This window comes from Leclercia sp. GLN_9, assembly GCF_043105735.1.
Taxonomy (GTDB): domain Bacteria; phylum Pseudomonadota; class Gammaproteobacteria; order Enterobacterales; family Enterobacteriaceae; genus Enterobacter; species Enterobacter adecarboxylatus.
Genome location: NZ_JBICLV010000013.1, coordinates 150,581 through 168,253, shown reverse-complemented (window position 1 = coordinate 168,253; position 17,673 = coordinate 150,581). Strand labels below are relative to the sequence as shown.

Genomic DNA, 17,673 nt, shown 5'->3' with positions numbered 1-17,673 from the left:
GTGTACACCCCTCACTCAAAATGCCAGCCCGATACGCTGGCATTTTTATTTGCGGGCTGCCGTACGGCTTCATGCCCGGCGGCGCTGCGCTTGCGCGGGCCTACAAATTTTTGTAGGCCGGGTTAGGCGTAGCGGCCGCCCGGCAACAGACTCACTCCCGGGCTAAGGCATCCACCGGATCCAACCGCGCGGCATTTCTTGCGGGCAGCCAGCCAAACAGAACCCCGGTAAAGGTAGAACAGAGGAAGGCCGTTAACAGCGCCATCGGTGAAAAACCAATTTCCCAGCCGGGTAAAAACAGCTGCAGCGTAAAGGCAATTAACAGGGAGAGCGAAATCCCCAGCGCACCGCCCACCAGACAAACCAGCACCGCTTCAATCAAAAACTGCTGCAGCACATCGCTGGCCCGGGCGCCGACCGCCATGCGGATGCCGATTTCGCGCGTACGCTCGGTCACCGACACCAGCATGATATTCATTACCCCAATTCCCCCGACCAGCAGGGAGATGATCGCCACCAGCGTGAGGAAGAGCTGAAGAGTACGTGTGGTCTTTTCCGCCGTTTTCAAGAGGCCGTCCATGTTCCAGGTGAAGAAATCTTTCTTCCCGTGGCGCAGCGTCATCAGGCGCTCAAGCTGTTGCTCCGCCTGGGCGCTGTCGTAGCCCTCCTTCACGCGCACGGTGATCGAATTCAGCCATGACTGCCCCATAATGCGCCCGGAGATGGTGGTGTACGGCAGCCAGACACGTAAAATCTTGCTGCTGCCAAACATCGACTGCTTCTCTTCCGCCACGCCGATCACCGTCGCGGGCATATTGCCCACCAGGACGATCTCGCCCACCACCTTCGATTTGTTGGGGAACAGCTGTCGCCGGGAGTTGGCATCCAGCACCACCACCTGCGCCCGGCCCGCCAGTTGCTCTGCGTTGAAGGTGCCTCCCTCGCTGAAGGTCATGCCGTAGACGTTAAAGTAATCGCCGCTAACGCCGTTGGCGCTGGCGGCCACGTCGATATTGCCGTAGCGCAGACGCAAATTCTGCGACACCGCCGGGGTGGCGGAATTGACCCACGGCTGCTTCTGGATAGCGGCCAGATCGTCATATTTCAGCGCCTGCTGATACTGCGGCTCATCATCGCCAAAGTCTTTGCCGGGATAGATATCTATGGTGTTGGTGCCAATGGAGCGGATATCGGACAGCACCAGCTGTTTGGCGGCATCGCCTACCACCACAATCGACACCACCGAGGCGATACCGATGATGATCCCGAGCATCGTTAACAGGGTCCGCATCTTGTTGGCGGCCATCGCCAGCCAGGCCATGGTCAGCGCTTCGCGGAAACTGCTGGCAAACTGCCGCCAGCCGGACGGCGGCGGTAGCGCCACCTCCTGACGTCGGGTGGCGTTAAGCGTGGCAGGCGGGTTGCTCACCAGCTCACCGTCGTGGATCTCCACGATCCGCCCGGCCTGCGCGGCCACCTGTGGGTCGTGGGTGACGATGATCACCGTATGCCCCTGATCCCGCAGCTGGTGCAGGATCGCCATGACTTCCTCCCCGGAGTGGCTGTCCAGCGCCCCGGTCGGTTCATCGGCAAGGATCACCTGCCCGCCGTTCATCAGCGCCCGGGCGATACTTACCCGCTGCTGCTGGCCGCCAGAGAGCTGCGAGGGCTGGTAATCCACCCGCTCCCCTAGCCCCAGCCGGGTAAGAAGCGCCTGCGCCCGCTCAAGGCGTTTTTTGCGCTCCACACCGGCATAGACCGCCGGCACTTCGACGTTCTGCGCCGCGCTCAGGTGCGAGAGCAGATGGTAACGCTGAAAGATAAAGCCGAAATGTTCCCGCCGCAGTTTTGCCAGCGCGTCGCTGTCCAGTGTGGCGACATCGGTCCCGGCGACCCGGTAGGTGCCGCTGGTGGGTTTATCCAGACAGCCAAGGATGTTCATCAGCGTCGATTTACCGGAACCTGAGGCCCCGACAATCGCCACCATCTCCCCGGCCTCGACCTGCAGCGTGATGCCCTTCAGCACCTCCACCGGCCCGTCGCCGGAAGGGTAGCTCCGGCGGATATCAATCAGCTCCAGCAGCGCGGTCATTTAGCCGCCCCGGGCTGGCTCTCGCTGATAACCACCTCGTCGCCCTCTTCAAGCCCTTTCACCACTACTACATCGGTGTCGTTACGCGAGCCGAGGCTCACCTCACGTTCACGCGTCTCGCCGTTACGCAGCACCTTCACGTTATAGCGGTTATCTCCCGCCGGTTGCCCCAGCGCCGCCAGCGGTATGGTCAGCACGTTTTTGACCCCGGCCAGCTGGATATGCACCTGCGCGGTCATGTCCAGACGCAGCACTCCCTGCGGGTTGGGCACTTCAAAACGGGCGTGATAGAAAATGGCGTCGTTGACCTTCTCGGGCGTCGGGAGAATGTCTTTCAGTACCCCTTCATAGCGGGTTTGCGGATCGCCCAGCACGGTAAACCAGGCTTTTTGTCCCGGCTTAAGGTGGATCACATCCGCCTCGGAAACCTGGGCTTTCACCAGCATGGTGCCCATATCCGCCAGCGTCAGGATGTTCGGTGCCTGCTGGGCGGCGATCACCGTCTGCCCCTGCAGGGTGGTAATTTGCGTCACTTCCCCGGCCATCGGGGCGACGATACGGGTGTAGTCGAGGTTGGTTTTGGCCGTGTCCAGTGAGGCCTGATTGCGTTTGATCTGCGCATCGATAGTGCCGATCTGGGCCTGTTTAACGGCCAGTTCGGTCACTGAGGTATCCAGATCCTGCTGTGAGATCGCCTGGGTTGCGGCCAGCTGCCGCTGACGGTTCAGGGTTACCTGGGCCAGCTTACGCTCCGCTTCGGCCTGACTGCGCTGGGCGCGCAGCTCCATCAGGGTCGCCTCCACCTCTTTGATCTGGTTTTCGGCCTGCTCCGGGTCAATGACCCCCAGCAGCTGCCCCTTTTGTACTTTGTCGCCGATCTCTACCGACAGCGTTTTCAGCTGCCCGCTGACCTGCGCGCCCACGTCTACCTTGCGCAGCGCGTCCAGCTTGCCGGTGGCGAGCACGCTTTGCTGCAGTTCGCCCGGACGGACAATCAGTGTCTGATATTGCGGCACCGGCGCGTTTAGCACCTGCCACAGCCAGAATCCAGCCACCAGTACAATCAGCACCAGCAGCAGAAACAGCTTCCTGCGTTTTCCCTTGAAGTTCATAAATATTCCAAATAGATATTCTGGCTTACATAACTGTTGATTCTAACTAAACCGTTCCTCAACGAAACCCCTGCTTGTCGGGATGGATGAAAATCGTTGAGGAGAGGTTGATAAAACCCCTGCTGAAATAAAGACCTTGCAACAAGACCGGTATTGATTATGTCATCCATCGCAGAGTCATCTTATTCACATCAACCGCAACCCAAATCGGGCTGGCAGCTGTTTCAAAGCCTGGCCTCCGGGAGATTAACCCCCGGGCTTGCCTGGCGCAATCCGGCCTACCGCCGCAAGTTTATGCTGCGATCGCTGATGACGCCATTCAGCACTGCCCGCCTGCTGACAAGCCTGGCAAAACAGCCGCAGTTACTGCAGCTGTTGCAGGTACAGCCGGGGCTGCCCTGCCGCCTGCACCGCCCGTGGTTATCCGTTGCCATCAACCGTCAGCAAACCCTGCAGGCGCTAAGCTGGCACTATCAGACAATGCAGCGCCAGCTCCCGGCGGCGCTGATGAACGGCTATCTCTCCCGGGAAGGGGTGACGTTACTGACCCTGACGGGCAAAGACGATCAGCAGTTTACCCTGCGCCTGTGCGCCGATGCCTTTCTGGATAAAGAGGGTGAAGCCACGCTGGCGTTTTGCGACGCGCAGCAGACGGTGCTGGCAGAGATGACTTTCACGCTGTGCCAGGTTAACGGCACCGCGACGCTGTTTATCGGCGGGATGCAGGGGGCAAAAGCCTTTGTGCCGCACGAGGCGATCCAGAGCGCCACCAAAGCCTGTCACGGCCTGTTCCCGAAACGTCTGCTGGTGGAGGCTGCCATGACGCTGGGCAGCGCCCTCGCCGTAGAGCAGATCGTGGCAGTGAGCAACAGCACCCATATCTATCGCAGCTGGCGCTATCGCAAGAAAAAAGAGGGCAAACTGCTGGCCGATTACGACAGTTTCTGGGCGTCGCTGGGCGGCGAACGCAGCGATGACGGCAATTTCCGTCTGCCGCTCGCCATGCCGCGTAAACCGATGGAGGAGATCGCCAGCAAAAAGCGCGCCGAGTACCGCCGCCGCTTTGCCCTGCTGGACAGCCTGATCGAGCAGGTCAACCAGGCCACCGGCCGTTAATCGGCTCTCCCGCGCGCCAGCCACAGCACGCGGGAAAACATTTTCCGCAACAGGGTCGGCACTGCTTCAACCCCGCGCCGCCCGGCCTCCATCGCCACTTCAATCGCCAGATCGGGCTTCGACGAGCGATGAATGGCTTTCATGATCACCCGCCGCATATTCATGGGAACATCGTCGGGGATCATCGCCACCCGATGAAAGACGTCCGAGAATCCCTGGCGGTACATAAAGTGCTCCATGTCCATGGCGGGTAGCGCCGTCAGGTGCGCGCGCTCCTCTTCCCGATCGTTATTGATCAGCCCGCGCACGGTAGCGGCGTATTTCTTGCCCGCCTCGTCGCCGTCCACCAGCACATGCCACTCAATGCCCATCCGCCGGGCAAACTTGATCAGCGGTTTTAAGCCCGACTGGGCGAACTCAATGACCTTAATCCCTTCTGCATCGAAGTGGTGACCGCACTGGCGGGCCAGCTCGTTGATTACCCAGGTTTCGGTCTCCCCTTCCACCAGCAGCCAGCAGCGGGCGAACAGAGAGGAGGCGCGATTAAAGCGAATATGGAAGGCGATCCGGCGGCTGTCCTCGGCGTTCATCCCCCCCGGCCCGAGACGAAAAGCCGTGACACGGGATGATTCGCGTACCAGGCGACAGACGTGCTCGACCGGGGTTAACGACAGTAGCTCGCCAGAGTTGGTGGTGGTGATACGTTGCAGCGGCAGCAGGTTGAGCAGATGCCACGCCACAGATAGCATAATCGGGTGCAGGCGCGTCTCGGGATCTTCCACCAGCAGCAGCGGGCGGGCATCCCTGTCGAGCCGGACCGTGCCCTTGGCCTGCAGCAGCGTTGAGAACAGCCCCAGCAGGATCACCCGGTGCGAACGGCCGCCGGGCCTGTCGATCATCCGGTTGATGATGTCGAGATAGCGCCAGCTGCGCTGTTCATCATGGGATCGCCGCCGCATCAGCCGGTTGCGGACCGGCGAGGTGCCCTGCTCGGTAAAGTAGTGCTCCAGCAGCTGAACCATCGCAGACAGTCCCTGGCGGATCTGGCCGTCGGTTAAATTTTGCGGCCGGGCCACCAGCTCGCGGGCCAGGTAATCCAGTTCGCGGGCGGTGACTTCCACGTCGGGCATGTTGGGCACCGTGCCGTTGCGGATCCGGCGCATAAAGCGGGCGTCGCGCAGGCGTAGCACCGGCATCAGGCGCACCAGATGCCGCGCCAGCTCATCAATATCCGCCAGCTTCAGAGGATTGCCATCAGTATCAAGAAAGCCGCGCAGGGTCAGCACGCTGTCGTCATTGGCCAGCTCCCCTTCAAGACGATAAAAGATGCGCTGATAGCCGTCATCGCAGGGCACCCAGCAGTCGGCAAGCGGGCGGTAGCGACGAACGCGATGGCGGCCCGGCTCGGATTCACGGAAGGTGAGAATAATATGCAGATGGTGTTCACGTCCCAGCAGATCCCCGGGAGGGAACCAGAAGTCTTCCCGGACAAAATGATACAGTTCGGATTCAGGGGAGAGCAGCAGCGTCAGGGCATCCAGCAGGCTGGATTTACCCCAGGCGTTTTCCCCAATCAGCACGTTGTTGTGCTCCAGCATCAGCGACAGACGGTTAATGCCGCGAAACCCCACGATTTCCACACGTTCCAGCAACATGTACCCTCCGGGAGAGATGAACTTTTTCCTTTAAGTTATCAGGAGTATAACCCCAGCACGGCCGAACGGACACCCGATTATCAGTAGAATAGTCATATGAAAATTTAAAAAAAATTAAATATTCAGCCGCCAGCTTTCATCCGAAATAAAAATATCCGCGTAATCGTTTTGCTGCCGGAAATTCCGCCATGCGTTTTTTACTTAAAGGCATCACCTTGCCCTACATCAAATTTACCTTATTTATTTCGCTGGTGAGGGGGGATATTCATTTTTAAAATAATGGCGTTTCAAAACTCATCGCCCTATTGGCGATAAATAACAATGGCGCAGACTTGCGCCTTTTTTCATTGAGGTGGTTATGTTCAGAAAATTAGCAGCGGAATGTTTTGGTACATTCTGGCTGGTGTTTGGTGGCTGCGGCAGCGCCGTGCTGGCGGCAGGTTTCCCGGAATTAGGGATTGGTTTTGTCGGGGTTGCTCTGGCCTTCGGCTTAACGGTATTAACCATGGCGTATGTCGTGGGGCATATTTCCGGCGGACATTTTAACCCGGCGGTTACATTAGGTTTATGGGCGGGCGGCCGTTTTCCGGCAAAAGAGATTATTGGCTATATTATTGCCCAGCTGATTGGCGGCATTATTGCGGCCGCGATTCTGTATCTGATTGCCAGCGGTAAAGCAGGCTTTGATGCCGCGGCCAGCGGTTTTGCTGCGAACGGTTTTGGCGAGCACTCGCCGGGCGGTTACTCGATGCTGTCTGCCATCGTCATTGAAATTGTGCTGACCGCCGGCTTCCTGCTGGTGATCCACGGCGCCACCGACAAACACGCCCCGGCCGGTTTTGCCCCCCTTGCGATTGGCCTGGCGCTGACCCTGATCCATCTGATCAGCATTCCGGTGACCAACACCTCAGTTAACCCGGCACGTAGTACCGCAGTAGCGCTCTTCCAGGGCGGCTGGGCGCTGGATCAGCTGTGGCTGTTCTGGGTGATGCCGATTGTCGGCGGTATCCTCGGCGGCGTGCTGTACCGCACCCTGCTGGAAAAACGCGACTGAACCAACGCCGCGCCGGGCAAGCGTTAGCGCCGCCCGGCCTTAAACCGCACCTCCCCCCATTTTCTACCTTTACTGAACCGCCTGAATTGGGTAGTGTCACTGCGCCATTCATATAAAGGACCGGTTGTTCATGTTTTCAGGACTCTTAATCATTCTGATCCCGCTGATCGTGGGTTATCTCATTCCTCTTCGTCAGCTGTCAGCGTTAAAACTGATCAACCGTTTACTGAGCTGGATTGTTTACGTCATTCTGTTTTTTATGGGCATCAGCCTCGCCTTCCTCGATAATCTGGCGACCAACCTGCTCTCGATCCTGCATTACTCCGTCATTACGATAGGGGTTATTTTGCTGTGCAATATTGCGGCCCTCTTCTGGCTGGAACGCGTTATTCCGTGGAAAAACCACCATCATCAGGAAAAATTACCGTCGCGTATCGCCATGGCGCTGGAGTCACTGAAATTATGCGGCGTGGTGGTGCTCGGTTTTATGCTGGGTCTGACCGGGTTCGCCTTTTTACAACACGCCACCGAGGCCAGCGAATATACCTTGATCTTCCTGCTGTTCCTGATTGGTATTCAGCTGCGAAATAACGGCATGACCTTAAAACAGATTGTCCTTAATCGCCGCGGCATGATGGTCGCCGTCATCGTGGTAGGCAGTTCACTGGTGGGGGGGGTGATCAACGCCTTTATTCTCGACCTGCCGCTCAATACCGCCCTGGCAATGGCCTCCGGTTTTGGCTGGTACTCTCTGTCCGGCATTCTGTTAACCGAATCTTTTGGCCCGGTCATTGGCAGCGCCGCCTTCTTTAACGATTTAGGCCGCGAGCTGATCGCCATTATGCTTATTCCGGGCCTGGTCCGTCGTAGCCGCTCCACGGCGCTGGGCCTGTGTGGTGCCACCTCGATGGACTTTACCCTGCCGGTGCTGCAACGCTCGGGCGGGCTGGAGATGGTACCTGCGGCCATCGTTCACGGCTTTATTTTAAGCCTGCTGGTACCGATCATGATGGCGTTCTTCTCCGCCTGATACTTCTTAGGCGGTAGCCTTCTATCGCCAAAATTGCGCTAAATCAATAACCCTCTACTTAGTGGAAGAAAGCCCTTTTCACCGTATCGCCGCAAGCATAATCTTAAACATGTATATCAAATATAACTTTAACAGGTGTGATTATGTTTTGTGTGCAATGTGAACAAACCATCCGTACCCCAGCTGGCAACGGCTGCTCCTACGCACAGGGCATGTGCGGTAAAACCGCAGAAACTTCCGATCTGCAGGATCTGCTGATTGCAGCCCTGCAAGGTTTATCCGCCTGGGCGGTAAAAGCCCGGGAATATGGCATTATCGACCATTACGTTGATAACTTCGCTCCACGCGCGTTTTTCTCTACCCTGACGAACGTCAACTTCGATTCACCACGCATTGTAGGCTATGCCCGCGAAGCCATTGCCCTGCGTGACGCCCTGAAAGCGCAGTCCCTGAATGTTGATGCCAATGCCCGCGTCGATAACCCTATGGCCGACCTGCAACTGGTGAGCGACGATCTCGGCGACCTGCAACGTCAGGCGGCAGACTTTACCCCGAACAAAGACAAAGCGGCGATCGGTGAGAACATCCTCGGCCTGCGTCTGCTGTGCCTGTACGGCCTGAAAGGTGCCGCGGCCTATATGGAACACGCGCACGTTCTGGATCAGTACGACAACGATATCTACGCCCAGTACCACAAAATTATGGCGTGGCTGGGCACCTGGCCTTCCGACATGAACGCTCTGCTGGAGTGCTCCATGGAAATCGGCCAGATGAACTTCAAGGTGATGAGCATTCTGGATGCCGGTGAAACCACCAAATATGGCCACCCAACGCCGACTCAGGTCAACGTCAAAGCGACCGAAGGCAAGTGCATCCTGATCTCCGGTCACGACCTGAAAGATCTCTATAACCTGCTGGAGCAGACCGACGGCACCGGCGTGAACGTCTACACCCACGGCGAGATGCTGCCTGCCCACGGCTACCCTGAGCTGCGCAAATTCAAACATCTGATCGGTAACTATGGCAGCGGCTGGCAGAACCAGCAGGTCGAGTTCGCCCGCTTCCCTGGCCCGATCGTGATGACCTCTAACTGCATCATCGACCCAACCGTTGGCGCTTACGACGATCGTATCTGGACCCGCAGCATTGTCGGCTGGCCGGGTGTGAGCCACCTAGAGGGTGACGATTTTGGTCCGGTGATCGCCCAGGCACAGCAGATGGCGGGCTTCCCGTACAGCGAAATTCCACACCTGATCACCGTTGGTTTTGGCCGTCAGACCCTGCTGGGTGCCGCGGATTCCCTGATCGACCTGGTGAGCCGTGAAAAACTGCGTCACATCTTCCTGGTGGGCGGCTGCGACGGCGCACGCGGGGAACGTAATTACTTCACCGATTTCGCCACCAGCGTACCGGATGACTGCCTGATCCTGACCCTGGCCTGCGGTAAATACCGTTTCAACAAGCTGGAGTTCGGGGATATCGAAGGCCTGCCGCGTCTGATCGACGCCGGTCAGTGTAACGACGCTTACTCGGCAATCATTCTGGCTGTCACCCTGGCTGAAAAACTGGGCTGCGGCGTGAACGACCTGCCGCTGTCGCTGGTGCTCTCCTGGTTCGAACAGAAAGCGATTGTGATCCTGCTGACCCTGCTGTCGCTGGGCGTGAAAAACATCGTCACCGGCCCGACCGCACCAGGCTTCTTTACGCCGGATCTGCTGGCCGTCCTCAACGAGAAGTTTGGTCTGCGTTCCGTGACCACCGTTGAAGAAGACATGAAGCAACTGCTGAGCGCGTAAGGAGTAAAGAATGACAATGCCAACCCATCAGTGCCCATGGCGGATGCAGGTTCATCACATCCATCAGGAAACGCCGGACGTCTGGACCCTGTCACTGCTCTGCCACGACTACTATCCGTATCGTGCCGGGCAGTATGCGCTGGTCAGCGTGCGTAACTCAGCGGAGACGCTGCGGGCGTACACTATCTCCTCAACGCCTGGCATCAGCGAGTACATTACGCTGACCATCCGCCGCATTGATGAGGGGGCAGGCTCGCAGTGGCTGACCCGTGAAGTGAAACGTGGGGATTATCTCTGGCTCTCCGACGCGCAGGGGGATTTCACCTGTGACGATAAGCCAGACGATAAATTCCTGCTATTGGCCGCAGGTTGCGGGGTGACGCCGGTGATGTCAATGCGTCGCTGGCTGGCGAAGTACCGCCCGCAGGCCGACGTGGAGGTTATCTTCAGCGTGCGCTCGCCGCAGGATGTGATTTTCGCGGATGAATGGCGTAACTACCCGGTCACCCTGGTGGCCGAAAACAACGCCACGGCCGGTTTTGTCGCCGGTCGCCTGAGCCGCGAGCTGCTGCAGCGCGTGCCAGATATCGCCAGTCGTACCGTGATGACCTGTGGTCCGGCAGCGTATATGGGCATCGTGGAAGAAGAGGTGAAGGCCCTGGGCGTGACCCGCTTCTTTAAAGAGCAGTTCTTTACCCCGGTGGCAGAAGCCGCCACCAGTGGGCTGAAGTTCACCAAACTGCAACCGGCGCAGACCTTCTTTGGCCGCGTGGGCAGCACGCTGCTGGAGGCACTGGAGAGCAATAACGTGCCGGTGGTGGCCGCCTGTCGTGCAGGCGTGTGCGGCTGCTGTAAAACGAAGGTGGTTGACGGAAATTACACCGTCACCAGCACCATGACGCTGACGGATGCCGAAGTGGCGGAAGGCTATGTACTGGCCTGCTCCTGTCATCCGCAGGGAGATTTAGTGCTGGCCTGATAAAACGCCCGGTGGCACTGCGCTTACCGGGCCTGCCATAGACAGCAAACTGTAGGCCGGGCACATGCAGTGTCGCCCGGCTTTACTGGCGCAGAGGCGTTATTTCCACGCCGGATCGCGCACCACCGCATACCGCCCTGCCCCTAAAAATGCCACCGCCAGCGCGCCCACAAAGAAGTAGACCAGGCTCTCAATCGCCCACGCCCCCACAGCATCCAGCGCGAAGGTTTTACCGGTGCCTACCATCAACCATGCCACCACCATGGTAAAGGCCAGCACCAGCGCAGCTGGACGGGTGAGGATGCCAAGAATAATTAGGATTGGGGCGATAACTTCACCAACCAATACGCCATAGGCGATAAAACCTGGCAGCCCCTTCGCCACCAGCATGCCTGCAATGCCCCCCACCCCGTCAATGGCCTTATGCAGACCATGAAACAGCATCAATCCCCCTACCGCCAGACGCAACAACAGCTTACCCGTATCGTCGCAAGTTAGCTTTTCATTAACAGCAATTAACAATGATTTAACCATTTGAATTTATTCCTGTTTTCACCCTAAGTCACCTCACAATATGACGAAATATTGCACATTGAAAGCAACCATTAATGAGGGGGATTAAACCAGCATGGCGGTGAGTTTCATCTAAGCTTGAAAGCGTTATCACATTCAGGAGACGGACTACCATGAAACAAACCGTGGCGAACTACATCGCGAAAATGCTGGAACAGGCCGGAGTAAAACGGATCTGGGGTGTCACCGGGGATTCACTTAACGGCCTGAGCGACAGCCTGAACCGGATGGACACTATCGAGTGGATGCCCACCCGTCATGAGGAGGTCGCCGCGTTCGCCGCCGGGGCCGAGGCTCAGCTCACCGGCGAGCTGGCGGTCTGCGCCGGTTCCTGCGGGCCAGGTAACCTGCATCTGATCAATGGCCTGTTTGATTGTCATCGTAATCACGTCCCGGTGCTGGCCATCGCCGCACACATTCCGTCGAGTGAGATCGGCAGCGGCTATTTCCAGGAGACACATCCCCAGGAACTGTTCCGCGAATGCAGCCACTACTGCGAGCTGATCTCCTCGCCAGAGCAGATCCCCCAGGTGCTGGCTCTGGCCATGCGTAACGCCATTTTAAAACGCGGCGTCTCGGTAATTGTGTTGCCTGGCGACGTGGCGTTGCAGGCGGCCCCGGAAAGCGCCAGTAACCACTGGTATCCCGCTCCCCTGCCGGTAGTCACCCCCGCCCAGGCCGAACTGAAAAAGCTGGCCCAGCTACTGCGCTACTCCAGCAATATTGCCCTGATGTGCGGCAGCGGTTGTGCCGGTGCGCATGATGAGCTGCTGGAATTTGCGGGCATGCTCAAGGCGCCGATTGTTCACGCCCTGCGCGGTAAAGAGCATGTGGAGTACGATAACCCTTACGACGTGGGGATGACCGGGCTGATCGGCTTCTCGTCCGGGTTCCACACCATGATGAACGCCGACACCCTGGTGCTGCTCGGTACCCAGTTCCCTTATCGCGCGTTTTACCCCACCGATGCCAAAATCATCCAGATCGACATCAACCCGGCCAGTATCGGGGCGCACAGCAAAGTCGATATGGCGCTGGTGGGGGACATCAAGGCCACGCTCGCCGCCCTGATGCCGCTGCTGGAGGAGAAGACCGATCGTAAGTTCCTTGATAAAGCGCTCAGCGACTATCGTGACGCGCGCAAAGGGCTGGACGACCTGGCGAAGCCCAGTGACAAGGCGCTGCATCCGCAGTACCTGGCGCAGCAGATCAGCCATTACGCCGACGAGGACGCCATCTTCACCTGCGACGTGGGCACCCCCACCGTCTGGGCGGCGCGCTACCTGAAAATGAACGGCAAGCGCCGCCTGCTCGGCTCGTTCAACCACGGCTCAATGGCGAATGCCATGCCGCAGGCGCTGGGGGCCAAAGCCACCGCGCCGGATCGCCAGGTGGTGGCGATGTGCGGCGATGGCGGGTTTAGCATGCTGATGGGCGATTTCCTCTCGGTGGCGCAGATGAAGCTGCCGATTAAGATCATCGTCTTCAACAACAGCGTGCTGGGCTTTGTGGCAATGGAGATGAAAGCCGGGGGCTATCTCACCGACGGCACCGACCTGCACGACACCAATTTCGCGGCCATCGCGGAAGCCTGCGGCATCACCGGCATCCGGGTGGAGAAAGCCTCGGAGGTGGATGACGCCCTGCAACGCGCTTTCGCCACCGACGGCCCGGTGCTGGTGGATGTGGTGGTCGCCAAAGACGAACTGGCGATCCCACCGCAGATCAAACTCGAACAGGCGAAAGGATTTAGCCTGTATATGTTGCGCGCCATCATCAGCGGTCGCGGTGACGAAGTTCTGGAGCTAGCAAAAACCAACTGGCTCAGGTAAAAATATCCTTTTCAATTCATACACAAAATCCTTCGCGTTGCATTAAGGCGGCAAGCCCGAAAATCCCCAGAAGCAGAGGTCACGATGTGATGGGGGTTTGAGGAGGCAACTAACGCCGCGGCAGCACGAAGGAGGACGTGTATAAGGATATGACATGATTGATTTACGCAGTGATACCGTTACTCGCCCGACGCAGGCCATGCTCAAGGAGATGCTGGCCGCGCCGGTCGGGGACGACGTCTACGGTGACGACCCCACCGTTAACGAACTTCAGCGTTATGCCGCCGAACTGAGCGGCAAAGAGGCCGCCCTGTTCCTGCCGACAGGCACCCAGGCCAACCTCGTGGCCCTGCTCAGCCACTGCGAGCGCGGCGAAGAGTATATCGTCGGCCAGGGGGCACATAACTACCTGTACGAAGCCGGTGGCGCAGCGGTGCTGGGCAGCATTCAGCCGCAGCCAATCGATGCCGCGCCTGACGGCTCCCTGCCGCTGGACAAGGTCGCGGCCAAAATCAAAGCCGATGATATCCACTTTGCCCGCACCAGACTGCTCAGCCTCGAAAATACCCATAACGGCAAAGTGCTGCCGCGCGAGTACCTGAAAGCGGCGTGGGACTTTACCCGCGAGCGTAAGCTGGGGCTGCACGTGGATGGCGCGCGCATCTTTAACGCCGTGGTGGAGTATGGCTGCGAGCTGAAAGCGATCACGCAATATTGCGACTCGTTCACCATTTGCCTCTCCAAAGGGCTGGGCGCGCCGGTGGGTTCCCTGCTGGTGGGTGATGCCGACTACATCAAGCGAGCTAACCGCTGGCGTAAAATGACCGGGGGCGGCATGCGCCAGGCCGGGATCCTCGCCGCTGCGGGTCTGTACGCGCTGAAAAATAACGTTGCTCGCCTGAAAGACGATCACGACAACGCGGCGTGGATGGCGACGCAACTGCGCGAGATCGGTGCCGATGTGATGCGTCACGATACCAACATGCTGTTTATCCGCGTCGGGGATGATAACGCCGCGGCGCTGGGCGAGTTTATGAAGGCGCGCGGAGTGCTGATTAACGCCTCGCCGGTGGTTCGTCTGGTGATGCATCTTGACGTCAACCGCGAGCAGCTTGCCGAAGTGGTTGCCCACTGGCAGGCTTTTTTGCAGCGCTAAGGAGCTAACGTGCCGCAACGTATTCTGGTGCTGGGTGCCAGCGGGTATATCGGCCAACATCTGGTGGCCGCCCTGAGCGCACGCGGGTATCAGGTCCGGGCTGCGGCACGCAACGTTGAGCGCCTGCAAAAACAGCACCTGCCCAACGTCAGTTGCCATGCTATCGATCTTAACTGGCCGCGGGAACTGGCGGCCCTGCTTGAAGGGGTGGATACCCTTTATTATCTGGTGCACAGCATGGGCGAAGGGGGAGACTTTATCGCTCACGAGCGCCAGGTGGCGATGAACGTGCGCGACGTACTATTAGATAATCCGGTCAAACAGATCATCTTCCTCAGTTCGTTGCAGGCACCGGAGCATGAGCAGTCCGACCATTTGCGCGCCAGGCAGTTGACCGCTGAAACCTTGCGCAGCGCCGGGATCCCGCTCACCGAACTGCGGGCCGGGATCATCGTCGGGGCGGGATCTGCCGCCTTCGAGGTGATGCGTGACATGGTCTATAACCTGCCGGTGTTGACCCCGCCGCGCTGGGTGCGCTCGCGCACCACGCCGATTGCGCTGGAGAACCTGCTGCACTATCTGGTTGAATTGCTCCATCACCCGGCCACAACGCACCGGGTACTGGAGGCCGCCGGGCCAGAGGTGTTGAGTTACCAGCAGCAGTTCGAACATTTTATGGCGGTAAGCGGCCGCCGTCGCCCGCTGATCCCCATCCCCTTCCCGACCCGCTGGATCTCAGTGTGGTTTTTAAACGTCATTACCTCCGTACCGCCGACCACCGCCAAAGCCTTAATCCAGGGGCTGAAGCACGATCTGCTGGCCGACGACCGGGCGCTGCGGGCGCTGATCCCGCAGGAATTAATTCGCTTCGATGACGCGGTGCGCAATACGCTGAAAGAAGAGGAGAAGCTGGTAAATTCCAGCGACTGGGGTTACGACGCCCAGGCCTTCGCCCGCTGGCGGCCGGAATATGGTTATTATCCGAAACAGGCCGGTTGTACGGTAAAAACCGCCGCCAGCCTGAGCGCCTTATGGCAGGTGGTCAATCAGATCGGCGGGAAAGAGGGCTACTTCTTTGGCAATGCCCTGTGGCAAACCCGGGCGATGATGGACCTGCTGGTGGGGCACAAGCTGGCGAAAGGCCGTCCGGCGGCACCCTGGCTGCAAACCGGCGATACGGTCGACAGCTGGAAGGTGATTATCGTCGAGCCGGAGAAGCAGCTGGCGATGCTGTTTGGCATGAAAGCCCCCGGCCTCGGGCGTTTGTGTTTTACCCTTAAGGACAAAGGCGACCACCGGGAGCTGGACGTGCGCGCCTGGTGGCACCCGCACGGCATGCCCGGTCTGTTCTACTGGCTGCTGATGATCCCGGCGCACCTGTTCATCTTCCGCGGCATGGCCCGGCGTATTGCCCGTCTGGCAGAACAAAAGACAGAAAAAGTCTAATTAAAACTGCGAATCTTTCACGTTTCCCATTGCATGCAAGCGTAATTCACGGAAGAATGCGCACGAAATTCTTTTCAAACAGTGGATCGATATGAAGGTACTGGTTACCGGCGCCACCAGCGGCTTAGGCCGTAATGCGGTGGAGTTTTTGCGCAATAAAGGCGTCAGCGTCCGGGCTACCGGTCGCAATGAAGCGATGGGTAAATTGCTGCAAAAAATGGGCGCAGAGTTTGTCCATGCCGACCTGACGGAACTGGTCTCTTCCCAGGCAAAAGTGATGCTGGCCGGGATCGATACGCTATGGCACTGCTCCAGCTTTACCTCGCCGTGGGGAACCCAGGAAGCCTTCGATCTGGCTAACGTGCGCGCTACCCGCCGTCTGGGGGAGTGGGCTGTGGCCTGGGGCGTGCGCAACTTTGTCCATATCTCTTCCCCGTCGCTCTATTTTGACTATCACCACCATCGCGACGTCCAGGAAGATTTCCGTCCTGCGCGCTACGCCTGCGAATTTGCCCGCAGCAAAGCCGCCAGCGAACAGGTGATCGATCTGCTGGCGCAGTCCAACCCGCATACCCGCTTTACCATCCTGCGGCCCCAGAGCCTGTTTGGCCCGCACGATAAAGTCTTTATTCCACGCCTGGCGCAGATGATGCACCACTACGGTAGCGTGCTGCTGCCGCGCGGCGGAGATGCGCTGGTGGACATGACCTATTTCGACAACGCCATTCATGCCATGTGGCTGGCCAGCCAGAGCGAATGCGATCAGCTCCCTTCCGGGCGGGCGTACAACATCACCAACGGCGAACCGCGCTCCCTGCGCAGCATTGTGCAGAAGCTGATTGACGAGCTGAATATTCACTGCCGGATCCGCTCGGTGCCTTACCCGATGCTGGATATTATTGCCCGCAGCATGGAGCGGCTGGGAAACAAGGCTGCCAAAGAGCCTGCCCTGACCCACTACGGGGTGTCGAAACTCAACTTTGATTTTACCCTCGATACGCAGCGCGCTGAGAGTGAGCTGGGCTATAAACCGCTGGTGACGCTGGATGAAGGGATTGTGCGTACCGCGGCGTGGCTGCGGGATCACGGGAAATTACATCGCTAGCCATCTGTGACATGATGCCCTCTCCCCCCGGGAAAGGGCAAAAACAGGGGTTTTATCGTACTGACCCGGCGTCTGCCCATGTCAAACCTGCGTCAGGTTCACCCTACGCCGAACCCGGAACAGCCAAATTGTCTTTCTGAAAAATACCGGGAAAAACTCGTCAAAAAATCAGCCCGGTTATTTGTACTGTGACACGCGTTTTATTCTCTGATATTTATCCCAGACTTTTCTGGCGTAGAGCATACGCTGAGGGAAATTCTCGCGTTTTAGTCCGGCGTTATACGCCCCGACCGCTTCCCAGTTATAGCCATAGACTTTAATCATGCCGGAGAGAATAGACGCGCCCACCATAATGGAGGTGCATGGCTCCGCCATTAAGCGATATTCATCGATACCTTTACGTTCCAGCTCAGGGAAATGTGAGCTGTTAATTTGCATCAGTCCAACATCCCGTGAACCATCGTGGTTATAGCCTACCGCATAGGGGTTAAGGCCGGACTCGACTTCGGCAATGGCAAATAAAAGATAGGGATCGACGTGATAATAATCCCCTGCCGTATTCCAGCAATTGGCAAATGCTCCCTGACTGATTAACAGCAACAGAAAAATAAACCGTTTCATTTCATCACCTGACGGATGCAGGCCGTTTTCCTTGTGTACCTTTAAAGAACTGACCGCCCTCCGGGAGGAGCGCGGTCAGTAGTTGCGGGCGATATTCACACCCGCG

14 protein-coding genes are annotated in these 17,673 nt (G+C 58.3%); 9 read left to right on the top strand and 5 right to left on the bottom strand.

Features of this window, described 5'->3' with window-relative positions:
- Positions 1–151: 151 nt before the first annotated feature.
- Positions 152–2,092 (bottom strand): macrolide ABC transporter ATP-binding protein/permease MacB, encoded by a 1,941-nt coding sequence (gene macB / locus ACF8PE_RS07755; RefSeq protein ID WP_059308384.1) that lies wholly within the window; start codon positions 2,090–2,092, stop codon positions 152–154.
- Entirely contained in the window at positions 2,089–3,204 is a 1,116-nt protein-coding gene (macA, locus tag ACF8PE_RS07750; RefSeq protein ID WP_032617322.1) for a macrolide transporter subunit MacA, read from the bottom strand. Before macA ends, macB begins: the two co-directional genes overlap by 4 nt.
- A gap of 159 nt (positions 3,205–3,363) precedes the next feature.
- Between macA and ACF8PE_RS07745 the strand changes: the two genes are divergently transcribed.
- Positions 3,364–4,320, top strand: coding sequence for a VirK/YbjX family protein (locus tag ACF8PE_RS07745; protein ID WP_059308385.1), 957 nt, complete (start codon positions 3,364–3,366; stop codon positions 4,318–4,320).
- Here the strand turns inward: ACF8PE_RS07745 and ACF8PE_RS07740 are convergent.
- Positions 4,317–5,975 (bottom strand): ATP-dependent endonuclease, encoded by a 1,659-nt coding sequence (locus ACF8PE_RS07740; RefSeq protein WP_117385696.1) that lies wholly within the window; start codon positions 5,973–5,975, stop codon positions 4,317–4,319. The genes ACF8PE_RS07745 and ACF8PE_RS07740 overlap by 4 nt on opposite strands.
- A gap of 358 nt (positions 5,976–6,333) precedes the next feature.
- Between ACF8PE_RS07740 and aqpZ the strand changes: the two genes are divergently transcribed.
- The 4 genes from aqpZ (at position 6,334) to hcr (ending at position 10,834) form a co-directional block, all read left to right on the top strand.
- Positions 6,334–7,029 (top strand): aquaporin Z, encoded by a 696-nt coding sequence (gene aqpZ / locus ACF8PE_RS07735; protein ID WP_392494744.1) that lies wholly within the window; start codon positions 6,334–6,336, stop codon positions 7,027–7,029.
- 130 nt (positions 7,030–7,159) lie between these two features.
- Positions 7,160–8,059, top strand: a complete 900-nt coding sequence (locus ACF8PE_RS07730) for a lysine exporter LysO family protein (protein ID WP_165717607.1) — start codon at positions 7,160–7,162, stop codon at positions 8,057–8,059.
- A 143-nt stretch (positions 8,060–8,202) separates the two neighbouring features.
- Complete coding sequence (gene hcp, locus ACF8PE_RS07725; RefSeq protein ID WP_032617316.1) at positions 8,203–9,855, top strand: hydroxylamine reductase; 1,653 nt, start codon at positions 8,203–8,205, stop codon at positions 9,853–9,855.
- A gap of 10 nt (positions 9,856–9,865) precedes the next feature.
- Positions 9,866–10,834, top strand: coding sequence for an NADH oxidoreductase (hcr, locus tag ACF8PE_RS07720; RefSeq protein WP_392494743.1), 969 nt, complete (start codon positions 9,866–9,868; stop codon positions 10,832–10,834).
- Positions 10,835–10,933: 99 nt separating this feature from the next.
- On the opposite strand, the gene ACF8PE_RS07715 is transcribed toward hcr, so the two are convergent.
- Positions 10,934–11,368, bottom strand: coding sequence for a DoxX family protein (locus tag ACF8PE_RS07715; RefSeq protein WP_103791990.1), 435 nt, complete (start codon positions 11,366–11,368; stop codon positions 10,934–10,936).
- Positions 11,369–11,520: 152 nt separating this feature from the next.
- Between ACF8PE_RS07715 and poxB the strand changes: the two genes are divergently transcribed.
- From poxB to ACF8PE_RS07695, 4 genes are all read left to right on the top strand, one after another.
- Positions 11,521–13,239 carry a ubiquinone-dependent pyruvate dehydrogenase gene (poxB, locus tag ACF8PE_RS07710; protein WP_059308389.1) on the top strand — a complete coding sequence of 573 codons (1,719 nt, stop codon included), beginning with the start codon at positions 11,521–11,523 and terminating at the stop codon, positions 13,237–13,239.
- 154 nt (positions 13,240–13,393) lie between these two features.
- The gene (gene ltaE, locus ACF8PE_RS07705; RefSeq protein WP_130589091.1) at positions 13,394–14,395 is read left to right on the top strand and encodes a low-specificity L-threonine aldolase; all 1,002 of its coding nucleotides are present in this window, start codon (positions 13,394–13,396) and stop codon (positions 14,393–14,395) included.
- Positions 14,396–14,404: 9 nt separating this feature from the next.
- Entirely contained in the window at positions 14,405–15,841 is a 1,437-nt protein-coding gene (locus ACF8PE_RS07700) for a DUF2867 domain-containing protein (RefSeq protein WP_392494742.1), read from the top strand.
- 91 nt (positions 15,842–15,932) lie between these two features.
- Entirely contained in the window at positions 15,933–16,946 is a 1,014-nt protein-coding gene (locus ACF8PE_RS07695) for an NAD(P)-dependent oxidoreductase (RefSeq protein WP_032617309.1), read from the top strand.
- Between the two features lie 177 nt (positions 16,947–17,123).
- On the opposite strand, the gene iagB is transcribed toward ACF8PE_RS07695, so the two are convergent.
- Positions 17,124–17,567, bottom strand: coding sequence for a type III secretion system invasion protein IagB (gene iagB, locus ACF8PE_RS07690; RefSeq protein WP_164540070.1), 444 nt, complete (start codon positions 17,565–17,567; stop codon positions 17,124–17,126).
- Positions 17,568–17,673: the final 106 nt, after the last annotated feature.

What these genes read in the sequence shown, in the direction of transcription:
- iagB (WP_164540070.1), bottom strand. Translation starts at nt 17,567, where the DNA reads ATGAAACGGTTTATTTTTCTGTTGCTGTTAATCAGTCAGGGAGCATTT.
- poxB (WP_059308389.1), top strand. Translation starts at nt 11,521, where the DNA reads ATGAAACAAACCGTGGCGAACTACATCGCGAAAATGCTGGAACAGGCC.
- ACF8PE_RS07730 (WP_165717607.1), top strand. Translation starts at nt 7,160, where the DNA reads ATGTTTTCAGGACTCTTAATCATTCTGATCCCGCTGATCGTGGGTTAT.
- aqpZ (WP_392494744.1), top strand. Translation starts at nt 6,334, where the DNA reads ATGTTCAGAAAATTAGCAGCGGAATGTTTTGGTACATTCTGGCTGGTG.
- ACF8PE_RS07695 (WP_032617309.1), top strand. Translation starts at nt 15,933, where the DNA reads ATGAAGGTACTGGTTACCGGCGCCACCAGCGGCTTAGGCCGTAATGCG.
- hcr (WP_392494743.1), top strand. Translation starts at nt 9,866, where the DNA reads ATGACAATGCCAACCCATCAGTGCCCATGGCGGATGCAGGTTCATCAC.
- ACF8PE_RS07745 (WP_059308385.1), top strand. Translation starts at nt 3,364, where the DNA reads ATGTCATCCATCGCAGAGTCATCTTATTCACATCAACCGCAACCCAAA.
- ltaE (WP_130589091.1), top strand. Translation starts at nt 13,394, where the DNA reads ATGATTGATTTACGCAGTGATACCGTTACTCGCCCGACGCAGGCCATG.
- ACF8PE_RS07715 (WP_103791990.1), bottom strand. Translation starts at nt 11,368, where the DNA reads ATGGTTAAATCATTGTTAATTGCTGTTAATGAAAAGCTAACTTGCGAC.
- macB (WP_059308384.1), bottom strand. Translation starts at nt 2,092, where the DNA reads ATGACCGCGCTGCTGGAGCTGATTGATATCCGCCGGAGCTACCCTTCC.
- ACF8PE_RS07740 (WP_117385696.1), bottom strand. Translation starts at nt 5,975, where the DNA reads ATGTTGCTGGAACGTGTGGAAATCGTGGGGTTTCGCGGCATTAACCGT.
- hcp (WP_032617316.1), top strand. Translation starts at nt 8,203, where the DNA reads ATGTTTTGTGTGCAATGTGAACAAACCATCCGTACCCCAGCTGGCAAC.
- macA (WP_032617322.1), bottom strand. Translation starts at nt 3,204, where the DNA reads ATGAACTTCAAGGGAAAACGCAGGAAGCTGTTTCTGCTGCTGGTGCTG.